Here is a 24,754-nt window from a genome sequence, read left to right on the forward strand (position 1 = left end):
GTTAGCGCATGACCACCCCACCTGCGCAGACGGATTTGGAAGTTGCGGCGTTACAGATACTGCGGCGTTTGACGAAGAATCCACACGCGGAATTTCGCCCAGGTCAACTCGAAGCGATCACCGCACTCGTGGAACGTCGGCAGCATGTGCTGGTGGTGCAGCGCACCGGATGGGGCAAGTCCGCGGTGTATTTTGTGGCCGCACTGCTGCTGCGCGCCGGATTTGGTTCATCTGACCGTCCTGCCCATCACCCATATCCGCAAGGACCTGCAATTATTGTCAGCCCCTTGCTGTCACTGATGCGCAACCAGATTGCGGCCGCCACCCAAGCAGGTGTCGTGGCCGTCACCATCAACTCAGGCAACGCGGAACAGTGGGATGCGATCGCCGAACGTATCCGTGCCCGGGACGTGGATGTCCTGCTTATCAGCCCGGAACGACTCGTCAACACCGACTTTCAACAAGGGATCCTGCAGGAAATCTTCGCTGAAGTCTCACTGCTTGTTGTCGATGAGGCGCATTGCATCAGCGACTGGGGGCATGATTTCCGCCCCGACTATCGGCGCATCCGGGAACTGATCAATACAATCGGCGCAGACTTACCCGTCCTGGCCACCACTGCGACAGCCAATACCCGGGTGATGGAAGACGTCGCCGCCCAATTAGGTGCCGGCACTGTCACACTGCGCGGGCCGCTATCCCGGGCTTCCCTGCAGCTTGGGGTGGGGCCGGTTGCCCCACTAGAGGACCATCTTGCATGGCTGGTGGACCATGTTGCCGACATGCCCGGGTCGGGAATTATCTACACCTTGACGGTGAATGCGGCTGAAGATACCGCGGCACTGCTATCCGCCGCAGGGATCACTGCACACGCCTACACCGGTCGCACCGATGCGGCAACCAGGGAAGCGCTGGAAGCAGCGCTGATCGCCAATGAAGTGAAAGTACTCGTTGCCACGAGTGCTTTAGGGATGGGATTCGATAAGCCCGATCTAGGATTTGTCATCCACCTGGGCGCCCCATCGTCGGCGGTGGCCTACTACCAGCAAGTAGGGCGTGCCGGCCGCGCGACGAAGCGCGCCCAAGCCATTTTGCTCCCATCACCAAGTGATGCAGCGATTTGGGCATATTTCGCCACCGCCGCGATGCCCGCTGCAGACACCGCATATGCGGTGCTTGCTGCCCTCCAGGAGGCCACCACACCACTGAGCATTCCCCAGCTCGAACAGGTTGTTGGGGTGAAACGCTCCCGCCTGGAACTCTTACTTAAAACCCTGCACGTCGAGGGGGCAGTAGCAAAAGCTGGCGGCAAATATCAGCCAGGACCACAGCCGAACTGGGAATATGATCATGCCCGCTACGCGGCGGTCGCCAAGGCGCGCCGGGCGGAAGCGGATGCCATGCGGGGCTATATCACCACCAGCGAGTGTCGCATGGTCTATCTTGCCCACCAGTTGGATGATTTCACCGCACAGCCGTGTGGGATTTGTGACCGTTGCCAAGGACCGTTCTTCCCCACCACCATTGGGGATGCGGCGAGAAAGCACCTGAACATGTTGCAATCTGCCCCCGGCATTGTCCTTGAGGTGCGCAAACGTTGGCCCAATGGGTTGCGCCAGTTTGGGATTGACTATGCGGGGATTATCAACGAACAAGCTCGTGCCGAACCCGGTCGGGCAGTTGCCCGGGCAACCGATTTAGGCTTAGGTCAACGGCTGCGCGAACTCGTCACAGCAAGCGATAAGGATCAACCCCTCCCCGCGGAGTTGCACGATGCTATTTTTGCCACGTTGCACCACTGGGACTGGGATACGCGCCCCACTGTGGTGGTTGGGCTTCCCCCACGAGAACAACCCCAATTGGGTCACTCACTGGTGAAGCTCATCTCGTCGGCCGGCCGTATCCCCTTTGCCGGAAGTCTGCGCTATACGGCAGGCGCCGGTTCCCGGGATGTCAACAGCACCTTCCGGGTGAAACACTTGGCGAACTCGCTTGTGTTGCCCCCGGAGGTTGCGGCAGCAGTGACCGGTGAAACCGTGCTCCTCGTCGATGTGGATACTGCCAGTGGTTGGACGTTTACTGTCGCCGCAGCACTGCTGAAAGATGCCGGTGCACAGGCGGTGTTGCCGTTTGCCCTGTTGCAATCCCGGTAACGAACCCTGCGGGTTATGCAGCCGGAAGTGTCGCGGCTGCGTACATGAGTTGTGCCGCGTGTAGTGAGCCACCCCCAAAGTGGTGGGGAACAGGGATGTTCAACTGCGAAAAATGTTCTTTGACGGCTGTGACTGTGGTCTTGTGGATAGTGCAGATAGCCTGTCCCTGCAGGCAGTCCCGAGCGCCTTATTGGTGTGATGATAAAGGGTCTCATTTCTTCCTAATCGTCATATGAATAATTGCAGGTCACCAATCATTTTCTGGCTCTTTCATCACTGCTAAGCTGCGAGGTACAAGCACTGTTTGCCGCGGGAGCCGCAAGCTTCCAAAAAGCAGACAGCAGAACAGCTGGCGGATATCAACGACAGCAACACGCACAACAGCAGTGATCATCATGGAAGGGGCGGAGCGGTTCGTGACTGTGCAACTACAGCAAGCCATTGCAGCGCGGATCAGGCAACTGGTCGAAGACGCTGCAGTCGCTGCTGCCATGGATCACACCACGACCGGCCAGCCGGGGCAACAACACGTCGGTGAATATCTCGCCATCAAACGCGCAATAGACACCCTCCATCGACCCAGCTACGAATTACTCCCGCGCAGCGGCTATCCCCTTGCCGGCAGACGGCGCAATGCGAGTATTCCCCCAGTCGCAGGAGCTGGCAGCCGACCAAGTGGGCCGGTGGGGGCGATCCCGCCGAGCTATCGCCATCGGGCGCAACTACACGCGCTGGAAGAACGACTCGCCCAGCTGGAGCAGTCCGCAGAACATCCCCTGGCGACCAGTGAATCCCCCGATCAGCGTGCAGCTGTAGAACAAGCCGTTGCCAACGCGCTTTCTCGCCTCGCGGAAGATGACTATATCCAAGACCAACTCGCTGACCTGCAAGACACCATCAACTATGTTGAGGAAAGCAACCGCCAGTGGCGGGATTTGGTCTACACCTGTGCCCATCTGCAGGCGGCAGCTGCCGATCCGCGGGTTTTAAGTGCTGCCCCGCGGGAGCAGGTTGCCGATGTTGCTGATCTGCTTGCCCACTATCTGCGAACGATTACCCAGTTTCAACAAGTCAGCAAGCAACGCGCCGCCGAGCAGCACAGTCATCCGTCGCGACCGGCTGCCAATACTGGACCCGCAGCAAATTCGGCGGAGAAGAAGGCCGCACCGGGGTTGGACGAAGTCGGCTGGCAGAAAATACCAGTACCGCCAAGCCACCAGACTCAGGCTCAAGATTCTGGCCAACCGTATCTCGACGGTGTGCAGCAGCCGGGCGCTCAACTGCAGTCTCAAGGTGGATCATCGAACCAGGTTGCTGCCGGCGATAGCGGATCGCCGTGGATCACCGCCCTACCCAGACTGCTTGTATTACTAGTTGCTGGGTGGTGGTTGATGGTGGGGCAAGCACATCTTCTGCCAGAACTGGTTTCCGCAGAACACTTTGCAGCGGTTCACCGCATCGGCGTGACGGTGCTCGTGGCAATGCTGTTTGGTATTTGTTGTTGGATGTTGTGTGCGCTCAGCGGGATGAGTAAACCTGCCAAAGCGCTAATCAGCCACCGGAAACCAACCAGCCATGACAGTGTTACCGCCGCCCCATGGCTGCAGGCCGACCTGGCGGAGGCACAGCTCAGTGCACTGCTCGCAGCAGCGCAAGCAGCACAGTCGGCGCGTCCGAATATTTCCCGGCACGATCGGGATATCCTCTTGGCCACAGAGCCGATCAATGTCAGCGACCTCACCGATCATGCGCCGATGGTGCTCCACCATCCGGAGGCACAGACATTGCTTGCCGAAGTCGTCGATCTTGTGGCGCGCTATTGTGTCGACGACAATCCCACAGCTGAACCACCGGATCTCCCCGAGCTAGAGATCGACCTGCAGCCGCCGACTTCAGCTGCCGGCAAGTTCCTCTACGAGGTGTGGCTGCAGGAATAACATCATCGCTGCATCTGTCAGCCTCGTACAGCACCAGTAGCGATGGTAAGCGACAGGCAACATTTGCCTGCCTCAGCCCTCTAAGGTGGCCACATGCGCCCGCGGGCGGTGTGTTTTCGTCGCAGCAGGCAACGAGCAGTTGCGGTAGCTGGCAGGCTTGATGTTTTCACTCACCAAGTTGTGGGAACGCTTTGCGGTGAGGGGGACTCGACCCGCTCGCGCAGCCAGGGCGAAGCTACGTGTAAAGCACTGCACGTTGAGTACTGCTGGCCTTGGTGCTACTTGCTAACGGTGCAACATACCTCACCATGATTGCTGGGGTATTTGCTCACGATCGGCACTTGGGTGTGAAGAACCCCGGGTCGGTCCCCAGAAAATTATGGATGCCTATAGCTTGCGGGGTGGGAAGCGCGGCAACCAGGTGATGGCAGAGGTCATTGAGCAGGTCGCATCCGAGATCCCGCAAGGCATCGATGAGCTGCGGGTATGAGGTCGGACGATGAACGAGCACGACGAGGACATTCAGATGTAGTTCAATCCTGAGACATCGAACGGGACAGTTGAAGCGATCCATAGTCGGCTGGAGCACCTACGGGGATCCGCTGTAGGGTTCAAGAATTTGGAACACTGCATCTTGTAATCATTGCTTTACGCCGGGCAACTCTGGGGGAGGTTTGATGCACCGTAAATTCTGAAGGATTACTTAAAATCTCCTTGAGCATTTCCGCAGGTAGGTCTCTAGTTGCATAGATGATTGCTAAAAAAGGTGGGAAACCTTAGGTTTTTCACATTTTTCGCAGTGTCTTTCCTGCTCGCCGGCAGTCTACTTTCAGTAGATCCCATTGCCTCAGCTGAGCCGTCCGGCGCAAGTCTTGATAGCATTGCTCTCGAGAGACGGTCCTTCGGGGAAAACTTGGAAGAAAGCATCCAGATTAACTATTCCCCGATCGACATCGAAACATCTCCGAGAGTTCTCCAAAACACCGGCGGCTTAACTGCTGAACAGGTAAAAGAAGCTCAAGGTGTAGCAGCAAGCTGGCCTGAATCACCTGCTTATACGCCGGACGATCCTAAGGCAACCTTGATTACGTCCCCTAGAGCGAAGAGGTCACTCGCGCAACCGAGATGCCGACGATTTGCGCCCCACAATATCGAGGTTTGCGGAGCAATCCTCGGGCGTGATGAGCAAGTTGGTGGGGTGATTTCACCCTTTTTGTGGCCCGTTGAACCTATGCAATGAAATCCGGATGGATGCGGCTACCGGCTTGCTCTTGCAAACGGAATGATCTACTGGTCGCCCGAAACGGGGGCACATGTCGTTTCAACACAGGTTGTAGCTGTATGGTCTGCACTAGGGTGGGAAGCCGCCGAGCTTGGTTACCCGACGACTGATCAAGATGGCATCTCTGCAAATCCTATTGAGCGCATGCAGCAATTCCAGGGAGGTGCCATCGTACAAAACTGGCTAGGTGTCAACGCCGCCGTTTACGGGCGGATCTACAATCGATGGATTGAGTCTGGCGGCATCAGGGGTGCTGCAGGATTTCCAAGCACGAATGAATCCGATTCAATTTCTCGGCGAGGTCGCTTGAATGTATTTGAGCACGGGATCATCGTATGGTCTCCTGAAAACTGATGCGCATACACTCACCGGTAATCCACTGGCGCAGTGGATTACCAACGGATTTGAAGTAGGGAAATGGGGGGTTTCCACCCAGGAAGCCCTAACATTCGAAGGCGATACGCATCAGGAGTTTCAGGGAGGGATTTCCACGCCCGGAAATCGCGAGTTCGACAAGCAATTAATCCACCTAGATGGAAATATGGTCTACAAAGGGGATGTGGACTTTCTGGACAATTGCAACAATCTGGAAAATAGATTTCAACCACTCCGAACTGGAAGGTCTTTCAAAGAGCGTCAAGGAGCTTTCGATTTCGAGAGCTCAGTCAAAATACCTAGCACTTATCCACCTGCCGAAGAAGTTAAGGAATCGTTGAAAGATTTCTGCACCTCCTCCCCGGATCTATTCCCGCTTGGTAGGCAACCGCTTGTGCGATTAGATCTACGAGGGTCGTGCGCCCGTCACAATACCTGCCACTATGAGTCCGATCGCAAGTTGGCCTCGATCGAAGCATGAAAAAACGGGTAACTTGTGACGAGAATTTCAAAAAGGATCTGAAAGCAGTTAGCTCGGAATTTTTCTCCGAAGGGTTCGACTATTCGAACCTTTACTTCAAGACCAAGTGCTTGCAGAATAGCCTCAAGGCATCGCTAGTTCCGAATATTTACTACGATGCTGTTCGTGTCTCTCACACGCTTACCCAGCATTACAATTCATACGAACTTCCCAGTGTCAGTGATGTTCAACCGTGGCAACGCGATCCGGATCATTGGTATCTCAGTATTTGAACGGCAAAAACATATCCCTGGAAGGACTAGAGGATCCCTGTTATGCAGACCGACAACTTGTCCGCGCCCCGCACAAACCACACCCGTCGGGAGTCGTTATTTTTCCTCATGTTGGCGGTGGGGCAATTATCGGTTGTGGTTCCCGCACAGATTCCTGGGGTGAAATTTATCGATTCTGAAACCTCCCAGGTGGTGCTGCTTCCTCATTCTCTTGCCAGGGCGGTGCTTGTCGGGGTGGTTCCTGCACCTGTGTACTGTCTGCTGTGTGTCGGGTGTGCATGGCTTGTTGTCGCGGCAGTTCGCCGCGGCACCAGCGCCGACGAGAAGCTGTATTCGGCTGGCTGGTTCTGGCAGGTGGTTGGTGCTGTGGTGACAGGGTTCGCTGTCACCAGCTTTTCTTCTTGGTCACGGGTCGGGGTCTTCGACGTGGCCTACACGGGAGTGCTCGCGCAGCGCAATAGTAGATACCCACTGATCTGGGGTCTCCCAATGACGATCCTGTTTGGGCTGGGTGCCGCCACCATAGTTGTGGCACTAGCCTGTTGGTTGGCTGCCCGCAGAAGTCCCCTGCTGCGCATTGGAGTCTTGTGTCTTGCCGTGGTGGGCTTGAGTGTCGCAGAGGTATTCGAGACGGCCACCACAGGTAGCCTCAACTGGGTGGTCGCCGGGATGACTGTACTGTGTTGCGGTGCCGGGGTGGGCGTGGCCTATGCGCTTCTACCAGCAGACATTCGTGTCACAGCTGATGGCCTGCCACCGGCAGGACACCACACAGTCCCACAGGTGATGAAGTAAGAAGGCTGCCCTGGCTCGCTACCCGACCTGCAAGACCCCAACCTCGGGGTATGAGATCAAGTGGTAACCGGCAGACTCGGTGTTTCGTCTAACCGAGTTGTGGGAACGCTGCGCGGTGAGCTGGAACAGATCCGCTAGTGCAGCGCAGGTCGAAAATACGTGAAAGGCACGCTCACCTGATCATGAACGCTGCAGAACATACCCCTAAATCATTACCAGCGGAGCCACTGGAATGGGAGAATGTTGCAGACGTCTCGAACGGTACTCACGATTCGACGAAGCCGCTCGACGCTGATCCGATGGCTACTGCAGCAGCGATCACTCGATTGTCGATTGCACTGGCCAAAGCACGCGCGGCGGAAGCAGAACCCGCGGTGATCGAAAGCCTTGAGGAACAATTGCGCCTGTTAGAAGGCGGTGATGGCGCTGACGTAACTCCCACGGATGCTGTGTGGTCGTACGGAAGTGATGATAGTGCGGCTTCATCGACCACCGCAGTTTCCTCGTCAACGTTGGTGTGGCCGGGCACGGCTGAGGTGGATGCAGCTGCATCGCAACAGGAAACACCAACGGTAACGCAGACTTCCACCGATGAGGCTGCGGACGACTCAGCGGTTCCCGCACACGGCCGCTCGCCAGAACCAGCCCCGGCTTCGGAGTCAGACGAAGAAACGCTGACAGCAGAGCCGCATGCTGCGAAGCGGCCAACAGTGACCGAACCGCCAGCTACAGACACGCCGGAAGAGTTAGCAGCAGCACAACAAGTCCGCAAACTCATTGCGGCAATTGCAGCGAGTAACACGAATTATCAGGATGCGGCGCATCTGTTGGCGGATATTTATCGCACAGCAGGGGATGCGGATGAGCTGCAGCAATATTCTTTTGAACTGCGCAATGCTGTGGAAAAAGCGCTCGCTGACTATATCGCGGAGTACACCGACTCGATTGAGGTGGGTGAGGCGATGGAGGTAGTTGGGCGCGCACTAGGTTGGGAAAATCTGCGAATTGGAGATAATTTCGGTGATTACGCTGATTTTATTGCCAAGGGCAAATCGCGAATTCGGCTAGTGCCTACTGGACAGTTCATCTGGCGAACGCAGACGTGGTTATGGTGGCTGGCATTGTATATCCCCTGGCGGATTATCCGCCGACTCATGGAGAACGTTGAAGGACTCTCGTTTATCTGGGATAGCATATTTCTCGGGGTGCTTGTTCCCGTCGGATTATGTCTGTACTTTGCAACCACACTTGCCAATAAGTATAAGGAAAAGTCGGAGCCCCGGGTGGTGGAGACTGCTCAATATCCTGCTCTGCACGACGCATTACGGCCGATACGGTGGGTATCGGTAGTCGAAGAATTTCAGTTGGCGCTGATGATGGCGCGCGGCGTGCCGGGTGATGTATCCCTTTACTTTGCGACTCACGACGAGCCACTTGCGTTCACCGAGGAAGTCCTCGACTATGAGCCGTTGCGTGTCGATGCCGCCACGGCGATGGGGATGAAGACGTACGAGTCGGAGCCTGCGGGGCAGCGTACTGGTGCAGCCGAATTACTCGCGGATATTAGCGTTGAACGCGCAGAGCCTATCGACAGTGATGCAGGCCGGTTGGCGTTGTTGGTATGGGATCGTCTGGACCGGCCTGCGATCCTTGAGCAGTACCTGTAAGTTGCTGCTAAAACCAGGTGGCCGGACGCACTGAGTTCGCCATATCAACCAGCTGATACCGGTGGCGGGGAAATGGTGCTTGGCGGGCGAGTGCCCGCAAGCCATCGGCAAGGCCAAGCTGTAGGCCGCGATGGGTGAATGGAAACCCGAGCAGATCGTTCACCGATGCGGCTGCTTGCAGATGGTGGGCGCGGAGCCACTTCAAGGCGGCGTATTGGATGGCTACATGAATCTGTAGCAGGCGCGGCTCATTGGTGGGGATCGCTTCCAGACGCCGGGCGGCACGCCGAATGCGGGATTCGGTGAGTTGTTCCGCAGGCCCTGACACCAGCAACACAATAGTGGTTAACTGTGCCATGCGATGATGCCGGGAGGCTTGCGGTACCCGGTCTAAGGCGGCAACCGCTAACTCGACTTGACCTTCCGCGTTGAGTTGGCGGGCAAGCCCAAACGCGGAAGACACTGTGGCAGGATTCGTTGCCCACACCAGGCCGTAGAGCCGCAGCGAGTGGAAGCGTAACGCGACCGGGTTGGCGGTGAGATGTGTCCACCGCTCCCCGAGGATATCCATGGTCGACTGGTCAATATCTTCCAAGGTGGTGCCGGGACGGTTACACAGGCGAGTGTTTTCCTCCCCGAGTAACCCGGTGGTGTGATTGCCTTGGGCTTGCAGCATGAGCTCGTCGACGGCCGCAAGTGCCAACTTCGGTGCAGCTTCACCAGGCAAAATGTTGAGCACATTATTAAAGTGCACCTGCGCTGCTGAATAGTCTTCGAGCAGGAGATGGGTCACCCCGGAATACCATTGATGACGCCAGTCGTCACCGAGGGTGGCTTCTAAGGTTTTCAGCCACGATTGCGCTTGCAGGGTGAGCCCTAAGTCGAGCAGTGCTCGCACCACGCCCAGAGGGATTTCTGCTGATGTTTGATATTCCTCGGCTTGCATCGCTTGCCGCATGGTCTCAAGGGCCTCGGAGGGTTCCGCATAAGATGACCCCTGCAGCAGACTGGCGCCAACGTCGGTGCGGTCAATGAGCGGGACAGGAAGGGCAGCAACAACCTCCGGGGGTGTGATGCGCACCTGCCGGGAAATCCCGTCGATGAGCTGGTCGGTACGAAACACTGCATGTTTCGTGCCAAAGGTGGTACGTTGCGGTGAAAACAGGGAATGCTGTGCGGGGAAGTGTTTCCCATCCCGAACCGCGAGGATCTCCCGCAGCACCCCGTAGAGCTGGGTGGCGAATTGGCGAATATCTGGGAAACGGACTTGCGGATCAGGGTTGGTTGCTCGCAGCAGCAGCCGGTAGAAGGATAAGTATTCCCGCAGCAGTGGCATCTCTGTTGGTAGCGGCAGGCGTTGCTCATACACCCCATCGATAAGCGGAATCGGCAAGGTGAGCACGGCAAGGGTGCGCCCAATAGAGTAAATATCTGACCGAACCGACGGGCCTTCCGTGGCCACTTCGGGGGCTTGGAAGCCTTTCGTGCCATAAATATAGCCGTAGGCGCCGATCCCGCTCACTGCGCCCAAGTCGATAAGTTTCACCTGGTCTTCGGTGACAATAATATTATCCGGTTTGAAATCGTTATAGACCACACCGCGGGAGTGCAGATAGTCAATAGCCGGCAGCACCTCGAGCAGATAGCCGATGGCTAAGGTGACATCCAACACCCCGTCGGGGCTGTCTTTTTTCCGATCCTTCAACGACGGGCCGCCGACATATTCCATAACAATATATTCAGCTTCATGGTTATGGTCGTCGATAAAGTTGAAGATTTTTACAATCTGCGGATGGGTGATATCGGACAGGAAGTCTTTTTCTACTTCGGCAATAGCTTTCGACTGCGGCGAGTCGGCGGTGAACATCCCCTTGAGCACCACCCAGCGGCCAGACACATTTTGGTCTTTCGCTAAATAGATCCAGCCCATGCCGCCGTGGGCGATCACCCCACACACTTCATACTGGTTGGCGACAATATCGCCCGGCTGCAGGGTAGGGGCGGCGACACCGCGGGCAATATCGTCCGCTGGATCGATGAGTGCTTCCATCGGTTCAGGAAGCTCAATAAACGGTAGCTCCACCATGCCGTCGGCGATCAGCCGGCCAAAGCGTTCATTGCGGCGGGAAGATTTAAACGTCGATAAGGCTTGCTGGCGGGATTGTTGGGAAGGATCATGCGGGTTTTCCGCGCCCTGCTGATGCAGCTGGGACAGATCTTCAAGGAGGGCTTGAATATCGGATTCGGCGATGAGCGCTTTGCCCCCCACTCGTCCCCGCCGGGGTGGGGTTGCGGAAGTTGCGGCAGGACTGGGGAGTTGGCTGGCGGCAGCAACCCCAATCGGATAGCCGAAATCGTCGCTGGTATCGTCGTCTTCTTCAAATGGGTTAAATGCCACAGCAGTCGTTGCGGCGGGTTGTACTTCGTTGGTGGAAGAATGCTCCCGATTGGTGTGGCCGGGCACATAGTCTTCGTGGGCAGTGGGGCTGGTGGCGGTGCCCGCTTGGTCGCTGGCAGTGCCACTTCCCCCACGGGCAAGATCGGCTATATCCAGGCTTGGTGACTCAGGCGCAGTGCTGGTCTGAGGGTGTTGGTCGTTGCCGTCTTGGCTGCCGTGCATGCTGTGTGCGTGTGCTTCGCCATTGTCCTTGTCATCTTCGTCTTCATCATCGTCGTCGGCGAAGGGGTCGAAGAGTACTGCCGCGGTTGCCGCAGGATCACTTGCCGGCTGTGTGTCAGTGTCTGGGGTGGGGTGTGTCCCGGTGGTGGCATGTGACGCGGTGGTGTTGGCATCGTCATCGTCGGCGAAAGGATCAAACAGCACCGCTTCAGTGGCGACCGGCTCTGCAGGATCGGCAGGGTGCCGCTGGGGTGTGCTGGCAGGGTCATGGGCGGCGGCCGTCATCGGTGGCTGTCCTTTTCATCGGTGGCATCCGGGGATGATGTCCGGGCAGGTGATGCTGCCCGGTGGGAAACCTGTGCTGCGCGCTCGTCAGCAGGCTGCGGCTCAGGGGCGGCTGGCAGATGTGCCTCTGCTTCGCGATACACCGGTGCTGGCAGCGGAGAAACCACAAAATACTCCCCAAACCAGGTGTTTGCTAACGCTGCTAACGTTCCCTCCCGGCGCATTCGTTCAATCGTCGCATTGACTTGGGCGATCAGCCCCTCGACTTCCGGGGAGGACGATGCGGGAAACGCGGCCCCGTAAAACTCTTCCGTTACCGGGGTGCCCACAATATGGGTGTGCGGATCTTGGGCGGCCAAACCGGCAAGCACCGTATCATCGGCAAATATTGCATCGGCCTGCGACTGTTGCATTGCCACTAAACAGTCCGCCCAATTGTTGGTCATCAGGAGGGGAAACACTTCCCGTGCCGTGCGGGCGAGCAGTGCCGGGGTGGAATCGTTGCGAACACACACCCGGGTATCGCCCAGGGAATCAGGGTCAGTAATCGGGGAGCTTTTCGGCACCAGCAGGCGCGTGTTGCTGCGCAGATACGGTGCCGAAAACGATAGTGCTGTTTCCCGCTGAGGGGTGATTGATAAGGAACGGAACACCATGTCGATGCTGCCGGCGGCAAGCTGCTCCCGCCAGCTGGAAGCATCCACAAAGCGGAATTCCACCGCGCCAGGGTCACCGAAAATATCGCGCGCAATCTCGTGGGCAATATCGATCTCAAAGCCGGTGAGTTCCCCGGTTGCCGGGTTGCGATAGGACAAGAGATATTGGCCGGCTTGCACCCCGATAATGATGCGGCCGCGCCGCACAATCTGCGGAACTCGCTGTTGTGGGGTGAAATCCCCGGGGGCTATGCTGCGCCCCTGGTAGCCGGTTTGTTCTGCCAGCGCCTGCCAGTCCCGATCATTGGTGGTGTCGCCGTGCAGCAGCCCGGCGGTGCCGGTTCGTGCCCCCGGTGGCAGGGGGATAAAGTCCGTGTCTGGGCGGTTCTGCAGATCAATCGGTGGGGTGTTGGGTTGCGTGGTGGTGGGATCGTGTCGAAATGTTGGCACCGCAAGAGGGGGTGTGGTGGTCTGTCCACAGCCGGCCACGGCAACACTGATCCCGGTGAGAACTGCAAGTAGTTGTCGTGTGCGGCGGTGACATCCCACCGACTGGGGGCATGCTGCTATCGGGGCGGCTGGCGGGTTGAGGGGAAGGATCGACATGGCGGCTACACATACTCCTGCAGGCGTGCCCGCATTCCCAACGCCACTGCAAGCATGGCAGCGATCGTGGCAATGGTGACGATCGTGGACAGTAACGTGTTGGCGGCCAGCCCCCCGGTGAGATAGTCCTGCATCACCGACCGGGCGCCGGTGATCAGTCTGGCTAAGTCCGCATCAAGCTGGGCATAGGATTCTGCGGCGGTAGTTTGCTGTGCCCGGGTAGTGTCCACCGGTGCGTCGAGCAGCAGCCGCGAGTCGATAGTGTCCGGGGTGAGGATAACCGCCGGGGCGCTTTCCACATTTTGCGGCAAAGCGATTGCGGCGGCAGCCGCAAAATCGCCCCGCTGTTCGGCGGCGACAATCTGCCGGTGGGCGTCTTCCCAGGCGCTGAGATGCGCCCGGGCGGCGGCAATCGCCGGATTCGGGGAATTGTGGGCGGTGGCCTGTTCAGTGTGATCCAAGGCGCGCGCCACCGTATCGGTAGCATCACTAAACCCGTCTGAGCCGCTGGCCGACACTTCCCGGGAAATGAGCGCTAAGGTTTCATCGGTTCTTGCTTGCTGGGCAACAATCCGCGCCTCTGTGAGGGTTGCTAAGGGGGAGGCCGCCTCGGTGAAACCACGCTCCCCGGCATACCACAACACCCCGGAGGCGCCAGCGGTCCACAACAGTGCAAAACCCATGCAAACAGTGGCTGTGAGCAGGCCTTTATTGAGTCGGCGGCGAGTGACCCGCCACAACCAAATTTGTGCCATCACCAACACTATAAGAGCAGCCAACTGCCCGGAAAGCGGCACCCATTGCGGTTCGGTTAATGCTGTTTGTTGGGTGGCCACCTCCCCTGCGGTGAGCTGAAACAGGGTGGCTGCCGCGGGCAAAATATCTTGCCGCATCATCTCGTTGGCTTCGCCAAGATAGGCACTGCCAACCGGGTTGCCGGCACGGGCATTTGCCCGGGCTGTTTCCACCAGCCCGGAATAGATCGGCAACTGTGACTCGATTTGGCGGATCGCCGCCACCGCATCCTCTGATCCGGTTTGCGGCAGCCCGGAAGCCGCCTCGACGGCGGCACCGGCTGCCCGCTGCAGCGAAGCAAGATAACGTCCCCGGGATAGTCGATCATCACCCTGTGGATTCGCAAACCCGGTTGTTGCCGCCGTATCCGCCGCCGACAGCGACGTGTAGAGATTATGTGCCGCAAACGACACTGGTTCTGTGGCAGCAATCAAGGTGCGTAACTGTTGCTGCCTGGTGGCGGAGGACTGCGCCGCCGAAAAACCGGCCGCCCCAATCGCCAACAACACCACCAAGGTCACCGCAGTCATGACCCCCGGCGGGGTGGCAACAAAGGCGGCGAGTCGACGGCCCAGCAGCAGCGGCTGGGCAAACGTGGAAGCCAACGCCTGGAGCAGCGGATGCCGTGGACTGCGGGGCTGCTGCAATGATCCATCAATCCAGGACTCGTCATCGCTGTGACCCCGGGGATCATGCACAACCGAAGGCGGCGCGAAGGCAGGCTGCCCGTCGCGTTTTCCACCCTGGCCAAAGACATTCACACGCCCAATCGTAGAGCATCGACAACCCCAGTCACCAGCAAAACCGCTAAACCACACCCGTCACACCAGTGCGCAGGAGTCACACTTGTGCTCGTGCTGCCCACACCAGCACCGGCCAAGTAGGATCGACTACACACCCCACATCACCCACACCACCAGCACCCACCCAACCCACCTGCAGCACCCCACACTAGTGCCCGCTGACACTACCCGGGGCAAGCAACGAAAAAAGCGCAGCGAAACGAATATCAAGCCCAGCGCAACGAACGGGAAACCTTAATGAAGGAAAACCAATTGCGCAGCCTAAGACAAAAAGCACCGTGAGTGCACCGAAAAGAAGTAAGTGCGGGGAAAAGAACAGGGAGGAAATGATGCACACCACCGGTCATGACGGCGACGGCTGGGCGGCAGGGCCAGGCGGCACCACACGCTGGGGTCGCTACGGTGCCGCCGGCCTACTGCTAGTAGTCCCCGTTGATACAGCTCCCCACCACCCAGCGCCCGATCGCCGCGAACCCCTCGTCCTGTTGCAACACCGCTCACCCCACACGGCCAGCGGTGACACTTGGGGGCTCCCCGGTGGGGCACGCAATAGTGACGAAGACGTGATCGCCGCAGCCCTGCGGGAAACTGAAGAAGAAACCGGAATCCACCCTGCCGACGTCACAGTACACACCACACTCCAAACAGCAGGCCCCTATCCGGCTGATCCACACCGGCCAGAACTTGCCGCTAACTGGACATACACCGTTGTCATCGCCACCGCCGCCACCGCACTGCCCACGGTTGCCAACGAAGAATCCCTTGCCCTTTCCTGGATTCCCCTCTCCCAGGTTCCCCACCGCAACCTGCTTCCCGCCTTCCGGGAAAGCTGGCCACAACTGTTGCAAATCCTCACCGAAATCTGCGCGGACTCAAGCGGTTGCCTGCCAGTGAACAAGTTGCTCGCCGACCCGGCGGTGCCTGCCGAATACGAATCAGCAACCCCACCATTGGAAAGAATAAATAGCCACCGGCCAACCTTTATGGAACACTAACCAACCATGATTGAAGTGACCGGCTTAACGAAACGGTATGGCAACGTCACTGCAGTCGACGATCTCACCTTTAGCATTGCCCCCGGAAAAGTCACCGGCTTTCTTGGGCCAAACGGTGCTGGCAAGTCCACCACCATGCGCATGATTATCGGGCTTGATCGTCCCACTGCAGGAACCGCCACTATTGACGGCAAACCCTATGCTGAACTGACCAATCCACTGCGGAAGGTCGGCTCCCTGTTGGATGCCAAATCGTGGCATCCCAACCGCAGCGCCCACAATCGGCTGAAGTGGATCGCCCAATCCAACGGCATCCCCACCTCACGGGTTGACGAAGTGCTGCGCATCGTCGGCCTGTCGGAAGTTGCGAAGAAAAAAGTTGGCGGCTTCTCCCTCGGTATGGGGCAGCGTCTCGGCCTGGCTGCGGCACTGCTCGGCGACCCGGAAGTCCTCATCTTGGATGAACCTGTCAACGGGCTCGACCCGGAAGGTATCGTCTGGATGCGCACACTGATGCGGTCACTCGCCGCCGAAGGCCGCACCGTATTGGTCAGCTCCCACCTCCTTTCAGAGATGGCCAACACTGCCGATCATCTCATCGTCATTGGCCGCGGCAAACTCATAGCAAACGCACCGATGAACGAATTCATCGGCGCGGCTGGTTCCCAATCAGCGCTGCTCCGCACCCCGGACATGGATGTGATGAAACAGGTGCTGGCACAGGAAGGGTTCACCTTCACCGAAGAGGTCGACTCCTCTCAGCGGCAGATCCTCGTCGTGCACGACGTCTCCACTGACCGGCTTGGGGCGCTCGCATTTAGCCACGGCATTACCGTCTTTGAACTGCAGGGTAAACAGTCCACCCTGGAGCAGGCGTTCATGGAATCCACCGGGGCGGCGCAACAGTTTTCCACCGACAATCCAAGTGAGGTCTAGCCAATGCTGCATCAAATGAAAGCGGAATGGACGAAACTCACCACAACGAAATCGTTGTATTGGACCACCGCACTATTTTTATTCTTCAGCATCGGATCGTCGGCGCTATTCGCGTTTGCGATCTTGCGTTCCACCGCCGACCAGGGGCAACAGTTTGGCTACACGAGCCCAGCACTGGCGCTATCCGGTTTGCAGGCCCTCGGCCTGCCAGTGGTGATTATTCAAGCGGCCATGGTGTTTACCGCCGAATATCGGCACAACATCGCGTCGATGACATTTGCTGCCACCTCGAAACGCCTGCTGGTACCGATCGCTAAATTCCTGGTTTATGCGATCTTCATGGCCATCATCACGGCAATGACCGTGTTGCTGTGCTATCAGGTAGCCCTGTCCATTGTCGGCGAAGGCGATAACAGTTTCCGGTTCGATGCCTTCCACGATCCCGAAGCGCTACGCTTCTACTGGGCATATCCACTCATCGTGGTACTGCTCATCGCGTTTACGTTGGGCTTGGCAATGATGATCCGGCAAACTGCTGGCACGATTACCGTTGCCATGCTGTGGTTTGTGCTACTGGAAGTAGTGATGGGGCAGGTGCCGAAATTCGGTGCCATTATCACTCGCTATCTGCCATTTACTAACTTGCAAGCATTTATCAACAAGGCGGATATTGTTGATTCTGTTGTGGGCTGGCAAGGCTCCTTTGGAATCTTTGCCGCCTGGTGCATTGGTTTGTTCGTTATCGGCTGCGTGCTCGTACAACGCCGCGACGTATAACCTCCCTGCAGTCTTTACAAAAGAACAAGACACACCCATCCCCGGTGCGTGAGCAATCACGCGCCGGGGATGACGCAATTTCTGAAGCGGATCAGCAAACCCATCGCCACCTGCGTCGGTAACAACTCGGCACTGCTCGGTATTGCGCCGCAGAACCCCGTTGGGGGAGATACTGTTTTCCTAGCGGATTCACCGGTTGTCAGGCATGTGCATGGTGCAATGGCATGGTGACCACTGTGGGCCACGGTGGTGACGTTCTTGCAGCGCTGGACAGAGCTAGGAAAAGGAACGCTATCTCAAGTACTCACAGCTGGATCCTGCAAGATTTTCGAGCATCGTCGACACATTGACGAGAAGAACGCACAGGCAGATCCCTTCCCATGCCATGCCCTCGTGTAACCCCAACAGGCTCACTACAGGTTGACAATTACCGCAGGCAATATAAGTTTTCGACCCTGCCCGGTGTCCATTTTCAGCGCTGGCAAACATTGAGGACCGGCTCTGAATCCTGAAGGGCGGAACCGGTCGTGACAGCGGCAATACTGAATCTGGCTACTACTGTCACATGATCTGAAGAGCTCGCAGCTGGGGTGTGATTGCTAAAGTCGTGCTACTGCAGCGCAGAGGTGAGCCGCATGGCATTGTCGAGGTATTTGTTCATCATGGACCGGTTTTCCCATTCCTGCTTTCCTAACACCCGGGAGAGGCTGTAATAGCTTTGGGTGAGCGCATTAAGCTGGCGGATCAGCTGGCCTTGCGCCACATAGAGCGAAACTTCGTAGTTCAACCCGAATGAGCGCATATCCATATTCGATGAGCCAACCACGGCGGAACCATGTTCCGTGTCCGGGTCAATCAGCAAATACTTGGTGTGCAGCACCATCGGTTTTGGATACAGATGAATGGTGACACCGACTTCTAGCAGGCTGCGATAATACGATGCCTGGGCGTGGCCGACCATAAACTGATCGGATTGCTCACATACCAAAAGATGCACATCCACCCCGCGATAGCAGGCGGCTTTCACTGCTTCAAGGAGGGATTCGTCGGGGATGAAATAGGGAGAACACATGATGACTTCGTCCTTGGCTTGATGCACCATGGCGACGAACATCTTCAAGTTTGGATCCCCCTTATATCCCGGCCCGGATGGCACCAGCTGCACCAAGTTTCGGGTGCGATCCGGGTTTTTTTCCTCTTCATAGGGGCGGTCTTCAATAGGCAGCACTTCGCCGGTTTCGAGATACCAGTCGGTGGCAAACAGCAGCTCCAAGGAGGACAGTACCGACCCGGAAAGTTCAATGATGACATCGACCCATTCCCGGCCGATCGCAACATTTTTCTTCGACAGATAGCTGGGGTCGATCAGGTTTTGGGAACCCATAAACCCAATCTCCCCGTCGACAATGAGGAGTTTGCGATGATTCCGCAGATCAGGGCGACGGAAGCGCCACCGCCATGGTGCCAGCGGCTGGGTGAGATGCCATTGCACACCGATAGCGTCGAGGCGTTTGCCTAAGGTGCGATATCCGGGATATTTCCACGATCCGACCTGGTCGAAAAGCAGTCGTACTTCTACGCCTCGTTCGACGGCGCGGCGACAGGCTTGGAAGAACGGGTCGGTGACCTCATCCCAGGAAGTGATATAAAACTCTGCCCACACAAAGTCTTCTGCCCGGTCGATTGCGCCAGCCATGCGCACAATGGCTTTGCGGGCGTCGGGCAAAATATCGTCGACACCTGCCCAACAGGCGGGCATGCCGGTAAGAAATCTGTTGAGCCGCACAATGGTGCTTAAATTTTCCGGAATGGTTGCATCTGGTGGCAGATCCGGCAGGGTGGCATGCGGGTCGCCGACAACAGAGGCGGCATGTTGTTGGGTTTCGTGTCGCCGTTCGCTGATAATCTTCGATCCCATGAGCAGATAGAGCGGCAATCCGATCAGCGGGATGAACAAAATAGCGAGCAGCCAGGCGGAGGATGAGCCAGGTTTTTGACCGCCGGGCACAATACCGATCGCGGCGATTTTGAACCCGTACTCTAAAACGAGCAGCAGCCATTGCCACCATTCCAAGGTGGCAAAGGTGTGGGTGGGATCCATGATGCGGGTACTCCAATGCGATGGCGGTGTCGAAACAGGAGTGGAGTCGCTGAATCGGACAACAATGGCGGGAACAACTGGGTTATTTGCGAATGCAACGCTGCTTGAATTGCCTAGCCTAGCTGGTGAAAAGACCGGCGGTAAGAAGCACCGTGCCAACGACCCCTATCCGTTTACCTTCGGTGACTTAGAAGTCAGCCGGATAAGCGGCGTGCTGTGGGGACTGGCCGCGATATGGCAGCTTGCCGATCGGGGCAGTAGCGCTGGCTAGTCAAGGTCATAGTCGACGATGAGCGGCACATGGTCGCTGGTTTTCACTGTGCCGCGTTCCGTAATGTCGACGCTGGCCTGCGTTGCCCGTCGGGCAAGTTCAGCGGTGGCATAGTGGAAGTCGATACGCATCCCTTCACCGCGGAAGAATCGTGCCCCTTTGTAGTCATAGTAGGTGTATTGATCCCCGGTGAGAGGGCCGGTCACCTCAGTTAATCCGGCAAGTTCCAGTTCGGCGAAGGCGACACGTTCGGCGGTGCCCACAGAGGTGTGGCCGGCGAAAAGGCTGCGATCCCACACATCGTTGTCGGTGGGGGCGACGTTGAAATCGCCCACATAGACCGCTAGCCGGTGGGGATCGTCGACGAGTTTCTGCCGGGCAGTTTCCGCGATCGCTTCGAAAAACTGCAGCTTATAGTCGTAGTGGGGGTCACCAATACCCCGGCCGTGCGGCACATAGAGGCTGGTGACTTCGACTGGGCCACATTGGGCGGTAATTGCGCGGGCCTCAATAACTGGCTGTGCATCGTCGTCTTTGCTGAAACCTGGCTGATAGGGCAGGGCAGTGGACACATTGCTCAACCCCACCCGGGACAGCAGTGCGACACCGTTCCATTGGGAGAATCCGACTTGGGCGGACTCGTAGCCGAGTTCGGCGAATGCTTCGGTGGGGAAGTGTTCGGCTTTGCATTTGGTTTCTTGCAGTGCAAGCACGTCAATATTGTTGCGTGTCAGCACAGCGGTGACATGGTCGACTCGTGCTCTGACTGAGTTGACATTCCAGGAGGCGATCCGCATGCAAGTGATCCTAGCCAACCTTGGAGTGGTTGTGTGCCCGCACCCGGTTTCGGGATGGTTGTGCTTTCTTGTCATTGGTGGTGTGCGGCGCTGGTTGGATGTGGTTTTTCAAAGCGGGATGTGGGTTTGCTGGCAGAATGCTTTCTGCAGCGTCAATGTTGCGGCGGGTTCGTCGCTGGTGCGCTACAACTAGTACACGCGCTGCGGTTGTTTTTATTGTTCGCAAGAGCAGCCGGCGTTGTTGGAGAAGGAAGATGTGACAGCCTTACACCATGGGGCGGTGCTGTCTTGCTTCGTGGTGAGAGTTCTTTGAAAGTGTTGGTGTGATGAAACGATCGTTGTCGCTGCTGGAGCCTACGCCGCAGCCGTTTGCCCGCCAGGTGGCACGGGTGACGGGGATGTCTGTTGCCGCACAGGTAATTATTCCGTTCTTCCTTGGGATTGCGGTGTTGTTATTGCTGCCGGCGGTGGGCACGGTTGTTGTTGCGCTGTTGACCGGCGAGTCGTTGGAGCAGACTCTGTCGTGGGCGTCGACAGCTGGCATGTGGGTGGCGGTGCTCGGCGGGGCGTGGCTGATCACTCGGGTGTCGCGGATCTCTTGGCGGGCGTTGGGGTTTGATGTGCACCGATGGTGGCAGCAGTTGACGTTGGGATTTGTTGCCGGCAGCGGTCTGATTGGATTGGTCACTGCAGTGCTGGTGGTCACCGGTGCAGTGTCGCTGCGGTGGGTGTGGAGTGCTGATGCTGCTACCGCTTTAGCAGTGGCAGTGTTGTATTTCCTTGCCCAGGGCATGCTCGAGGAGTTGGTGTATCGGGGTTATTGGATGCCGCATTTCGCAAAATATTTTGGGCAAACTGCCGCATTGGCAGCAACTGCTTTCTTTTTTGCGATTATGCACGGCGCTAACCCGGGATTGGGGGTGATCCCGTTGCTCAACCTGGTGTTGTTTGGGCTGGTGTTTGGCCTGTTGTATTGGCGTACCGGTTCGTTGTGGATTACTGGTGCTGCTCACAGTGCCTGGAATCTTACCCAGGGGGTGGTGGTTGGTGCGCAAGTCTCCGGTAATTCCACTGGGGTGCGGCTGTGGGAGGCGACAGCTACTGGTGCGCCGTGGCTTTCCGGGGCAACGTTCGGTTTTGAGGGGTCTGTGGTGGTGACTGCCCTTGGGCTGGTGCTTGTGGTGTTGCTGCTGCGGGTTGGTCGCCCGGCGGGTAACTAAAACTGTTGCCCCGCAGTCGCGGTGGAAACCGGGTGGTGGCCGCCTAGCTGCCATCTTCCCGGTGCACATGGCATATAACTAGCCGAAGTGTTGGTGGCTGGTTTATGGATTGGTGCACTTGCTGGCTGAACCCTATGTTGATGCATGTGGTGTTGTTGTGGCCAGGCTAGCTGGTGGCAATTGCACAGCGGTGCCGATGGTGTTCGGCGAACCCGAGTCGGCGATACAGTGAGATTCCGGCGGTGTTGCTGCTCACCACTTGCAAAAGGGCGTGTTCCGCATTGTGGGTGGCACCCCATTCGAGCATGGCCTGCCCCAGATAGGTGCCGAGTCCTTGGCGGCGGGCATGGGGGATGACTTCGACTGCCGAATACCCCAGCCAGGTACGGCCATCGTCGCTGGCGGTGATAGTGCCGCGGGTGATGGCTACCACTTCGTTGCTGTGGCGATCAATCAGGGAGGCGAAACACATTTGCCCGTTGATGTGTTGCCGCAGTAAGTCGAGTGCATGGGTGGGCAGTGGCTGGCCGCGGAAGTGGTAGAGGGCAAGCCACTGGCTGCTGGGCTGGTCGTCGATGTGCACCGTATAGCGTTCTGCCAGGGCAGCGTGGTGCGCCGCAGGAAGAGGGTTGGTGTCCTGGTCGGGATAATGCAGGGCGCTATAGTCACGTCCCGGGTTTGGTGCCTGCAGTGGCCGGGTCATGACCACAATGTCTGGGCCGAGTTCCCAGCCTGGTTCGGTGCTGATAAGTACTTCCGCCGGTGCCCCGATGCGATCCGGAATAAGCAGCCGCGGCGGCAGCTGGTGGGTGGCATAAAACTCGCGGATTGCAGCGATTGGCACAGGTTGGAAGGCTGCCCCAGGACCGACGGGCACGCTTGAGTTTGACCGTTCGGTGATGCCGTCACCGGCCCGCAGCAGCCAGTCGCCGACCCGGCGGTGGGCAATGCCGGGGAAGGCTTGTGCCGTGGCCTGTTCAACCGCCCGAATATCGGCGTTGCGCACCGGCTGTGGGGCAAGGACTTTGATGACTTCAACGAGGTGGTGGTCGATGGTGATAGCTGTCGCCGCGGAGCGGAGGCCACCAACAGACTGAGGAAGAATCACCAGGGGTTTAAGGCTTGCAACATGCCCAATCACGTCGGTGAGATGACCGGGGGTGTCGGGCAGACGGCGACGAACCAGCACCCGGTCGCCGACCTGTGGGGTGGGGCGGCCGGCGATTCCCCCCGGCAGGCGGCGTCGAATGGCCATCAGGGTGGATCCTTCCTGCAGCGGTGCTAGATCGAATAGGTGCCTGATTGGGTTGTTCCGCCCGCCAGCGGGTCTGGAAGCATCAGGTTCGTGGCGTGGTTACGACTCCGGGGTGGTGCGGAATGCAGCCGCTGCACTGTCCTCGTCGGAGGTGTGTTCAGCAGTATCGTGGCCGAAGGGGTCAGCGTCTTCGCCGGGCATCCAGGTGAGCCCCGGCACTGTCCAACCATTGGCTTTGATCTGTTTTTTCGCCGCCCGCTTCCACCGGCCGATTAATGTGTCGGTGTACAGGAACCCGTCGAGATGCCCGGTTTCGTGCTGCAGGCAGCGGGCAAACAGCCCGTAGCCTTCGATAGCGATTTCGTTGCCGTGCTCATCTAATCCGGTGACCCGTGCCCAGTCCGCCCGCCCGGTGGGGAAGGATTCCCCGGGAACTGACAGGCAGCCTTCTTCATCGTCACCGTTGTCCCGCGGCATCGTTTGCGGGATCGCTGAGGTTTCCAACACTGGATTGATGACACAGCCTTTGCGGTAGGGGCCGCCTTGGGCGTCGATCTCTTCTTGGGTTTTCATTGTCCCATTTGGCCCTTCCACATCGGGGCAGTCGTAGACGAAGAGTCGTTTCGCTACCCCGATTTGGTTTGCCGCCAGCCCAACCCCATTGGCCACTGCCATGGTTTCATACATGTCAGCGATCAGTTCTTGGAGGTCTTCCACCGGTTCGGTGACCGGATTGGTGGGATTGTGGAGTACTGGATCGCCGTGGATCACAATGGGTCGAACTGTCATAGGTCACTATGTTAGAACAAAGCAGGCGTTTACGCGCCCTGCGCGAATATCAAGCCTGCCGGTGGTGGTGGCCGGAATCGGTGGGCAAGCGGTGTTCGGATACCTGGCGAAAGGCTGTGTCGCACACGCTAAGGTAGCAGCACGGTAATCCGTCAGGGTGCCTTGGGCATCTGGTCGGGATGATGGTGGGATTCGAATTGGAGTGTGTCTATGGTGAACGAGCAGCAGCCAGCGCCAGTACCCGCAGCTGAACCAACTTTGCCATTTGGTGAATCCTCGGCGCGCACAATCGCGTCACCCGAGGTGGACTCGGCCAGTGATTTCCCTGTGCCGGATTCTGGTGAATCCGCCCCTGGCAGTGATGACGATCGCCGCCAAGCGGTGTCGCTTGCTGCACCGGCAGCGGATGACCACCATGCACCCGGCGAAGCGCGACCAGATGATGTTGCAACCCACCACGGTCAGGCGGCGACAGCGGAAAACCCGGCAGACGTGGAGGAGGCTGCAGGCGATAGCGTAGAAGACACTGGTGCGGCACCAGCGTTGACGCCAGAGGAAACGATGCTGCTGCAGCTGGCGAAACAGTTAGAGACTTTGCCTGCTGGTGCCCGTGACGAAATGATTGTGCGCCGGACGGGACGATCGTCGTGGCGGTTTTATCAGCAGCTCTATCGCATGATTGACCGGCCTGAGGTGATCGAATTTGATCCGTTGTTTATCGGGCGGCTGCGGCGGCGAGTCGAACGCGGCACCACCTTGGTGTAGCGCTGCGACGGCACCTGGTGCAACAGGATTGCTTGGCGGCGGCGGCCTTCCACGACTCGGGTGAAAAACGCCAGCTTGGCTGTGGCGGGTGTTACTCAAGTGACTGATGTTCTATTGTGGT

Annotated in this window: 17 protein-coding genes and 3 pseudogenes; 13 read left to right on the top strand and 7 right to left on the bottom strand. The window is 58.0% G+C overall.

From position 1 onward, the window contains the following. The first annotated feature begins 8 nt into the window (after positions 1 to 8). The 7 genes and pseudogenes from CCHOA_RS01135 (at position 9) to CCHOA_RS01165 (ending at position 8,962) form a co-directional block, all read left to right on the top strand. Positions 9 to 2,153 (top strand): RecQ family ATP-dependent DNA helicase, encoded by a 2,145-nt coding sequence (locus CCHOA_RS01135; protein WP_123925920.1) that lies wholly within the window; start codon positions 9 to 11, stop codon positions 2,151 to 2,153. 416 nt (positions 2,154 to 2,569) lie between these two features. Continuing rightward, positions 2,570 to 4,090, top strand: coding sequence for a hypothetical protein (locus tag CCHOA_RS01140; RefSeq protein WP_123925922.1), 1,521 nt, complete (start codon positions 2,570 to 2,572; stop codon positions 4,088 to 4,090). 538 nt (positions 4,091 to 4,628) lie between these two features. After that, a pseudogene (locus tag CCHOA_RS11150) lies at positions 4,629 to 4,730 on the top strand (transposase); the annotation flags it as partial. Positions 4,731 to 5,345: 615 nt separating this feature from the next. Continuing rightward, a pseudogene (locus tag CCHOA_RS11155) lies at positions 5,346 to 5,612 on the top strand (LGFP repeat-containing protein); the annotation flags it as partial. A gap of 3 nt (positions 5,613 to 5,615) precedes the next feature. Continuing rightward, entirely contained in the window at positions 5,616 to 5,726 is a 111-nt protein-coding gene (locus CCHOA_RS11160; RefSeq protein ID WP_425453755.1) for a hypothetical protein, read from the top strand. Between the two features lie 816 nt (positions 5,727 to 6,542). Next, positions 6,543 to 7,295 (top strand): hypothetical protein, encoded by a 753-nt coding sequence (locus CCHOA_RS01160; RefSeq protein ID WP_123925924.1) that lies wholly within the window; start codon positions 6,543 to 6,545, stop codon positions 7,293 to 7,295. Positions 7,296 to 7,477: 182 nt separating this feature from the next. Further along, positions 7,478 to 8,962, top strand: a complete 1,485-nt coding sequence (locus CCHOA_RS01165) for a hypothetical protein (RefSeq protein ID WP_123925926.1) — start codon at positions 7,478 to 7,480, stop codon at positions 8,960 to 8,962. A gap of 7 nt (positions 8,963 to 8,969) precedes the next feature. On the opposite strand, the gene CCHOA_RS01170 is transcribed toward CCHOA_RS01165, so the two are convergent. From CCHOA_RS01170 to CCHOA_RS01180, 3 genes are read right to left on the bottom strand one after another with little or no spacing between them, the layout of a single operon-like run. Continuing rightward, a complete protein-coding gene (locus CCHOA_RS01170) occupies positions 8,970 to 11,867 on the bottom strand; it encodes a serine/threonine protein kinase (RefSeq protein ID WP_245992159.1) in 2,898 nt (965 codons plus the stop codon). Continuing rightward, positions 11,864 to 13,129, bottom strand: coding sequence for a transporter substrate-binding domain-containing protein (locus tag CCHOA_RS01175; protein WP_123925928.1), 1,266 nt, complete (start codon positions 13,127 to 13,129; stop codon positions 11,864 to 11,866). Before CCHOA_RS01175 ends, CCHOA_RS01170 begins: the two co-directional genes overlap by 4 nt. Positions 13,130 to 13,134: 5 nt before the next feature. Then, complete coding sequence (locus CCHOA_RS01180) at positions 13,135 to 14,685, bottom strand: hypothetical protein (protein WP_123925930.1); 1,551 nt, start codon at positions 14,683 to 14,685, stop codon at positions 13,135 to 13,137. Between the two features lie 371 nt (positions 14,686 to 15,056). Here CCHOA_RS01180 and CCHOA_RS01185 point away from each other — a divergent pair. From CCHOA_RS01185 to CCHOA_RS01195, 3 genes and pseudogenes are all read left to right on the top strand, one after another. Then, positions 15,057 to 15,581, top strand: a pseudogene (locus tag CCHOA_RS01185) (NUDIX domain-containing protein); the annotation flags it as partial. A 147-nt stretch (positions 15,582 to 15,728) separates the two neighbouring features. Next, positions 15,729 to 16,658, top strand: a complete 930-nt coding sequence (locus tag CCHOA_RS01190) for an ABC transporter ATP-binding protein (RefSeq protein WP_123925932.1) — start codon at positions 15,729 to 15,731, stop codon at positions 16,656 to 16,658. A gap of 3 nt (positions 16,659 to 16,661) precedes the next feature. Further along, positions 16,662 to 17,435, top strand: a complete 774-nt coding sequence (locus CCHOA_RS01195) for a multidrug ABC transporter permease (RefSeq protein ID WP_123925934.1) — start codon at positions 16,662 to 16,664, stop codon at positions 17,433 to 17,435. Positions 17,436 to 18,045: 610 nt separating this feature from the next. Here the strand turns inward: CCHOA_RS01195 and cls are convergent. Further along, positions 18,046 to 19,536 (bottom strand): cardiolipin synthase, encoded by a 1,491-nt coding sequence (gene cls / locus CCHOA_RS01200; RefSeq protein ID WP_123925936.1) that lies wholly within the window; start codon positions 19,534 to 19,536, stop codon positions 18,046 to 18,048. Here cls and CCHOA_RS01205 point away from each other — a divergent pair. Next, entirely contained in the window at positions 19,535 to 19,807 is a 273-nt protein-coding gene (locus tag CCHOA_RS01205; RefSeq protein ID WP_123925938.1) for a hypothetical protein, read from the top strand. The genes cls and CCHOA_RS01205 overlap by 2 nt on opposite strands. Here the strand turns inward: CCHOA_RS01205 and CCHOA_RS01210 are convergent. Next, on the bottom strand, positions 19,804 to 20,604 hold the full coding sequence (locus CCHOA_RS01210) for an exodeoxyribonuclease III (protein ID WP_123925940.1): 801 nt from the start codon (positions 20,602 to 20,604) through the stop codon (positions 19,804 to 19,806). The genes CCHOA_RS01205 and CCHOA_RS01210 overlap by 4 nt on opposite strands. A gap of 326 nt (positions 20,605 to 20,930) precedes the next feature. Between CCHOA_RS01210 and CCHOA_RS01215 the strand changes: the two genes are divergently transcribed. Next, positions 20,931 to 21,824 carry a CPBP family intramembrane glutamic endopeptidase gene (locus CCHOA_RS01215; protein WP_123925942.1) on the top strand — a complete coding sequence of 298 codons (894 nt, stop codon included), beginning with the start codon at positions 20,931 to 20,933 and terminating at the stop codon, positions 21,822 to 21,824. Positions 21,825 to 21,990: 166 nt separating this feature from the next. Here the strand turns inward: CCHOA_RS01215 and CCHOA_RS01220 are convergent, their stop codons facing one another. Next, a complete protein-coding gene (locus tag CCHOA_RS01220) occupies positions 21,991 to 23,079 on the bottom strand; it encodes an N-acetylglutamate synthase, CG3035 family (RefSeq protein ID WP_123925944.1) in 1,089 nt (362 codons plus the stop codon). A 99-nt stretch (positions 23,080 to 23,178) separates the two neighbouring features. Then, positions 23,179 to 23,868 (bottom strand): peptide deformylase, encoded by a 690-nt coding sequence (locus CCHOA_RS01225; RefSeq protein WP_123925946.1) that lies wholly within the window; start codon positions 23,866 to 23,868, stop codon positions 23,179 to 23,181. 210 nt (positions 23,869 to 24,078) lie between these two features. Between CCHOA_RS01225 and CCHOA_RS01230 the strand changes: the two genes are divergently transcribed. Continuing rightward, positions 24,079 to 24,633 (top strand): DUF3263 domain-containing protein, encoded by a 555-nt coding sequence (locus CCHOA_RS01230; protein ID WP_123925948.1) that lies wholly within the window; start codon positions 24,079 to 24,081, stop codon positions 24,631 to 24,633. Positions 24,634 to 24,754: the final 121 nt, after the last annotated feature.

The organism is Corynebacterium choanae, from assembly GCF_003813965.1.
GTDB classification, from domain to species: Bacteria; Actinomycetota; Actinomycetes; order Mycobacteriales; family Mycobacteriaceae; genus Corynebacterium; species Corynebacterium choanae.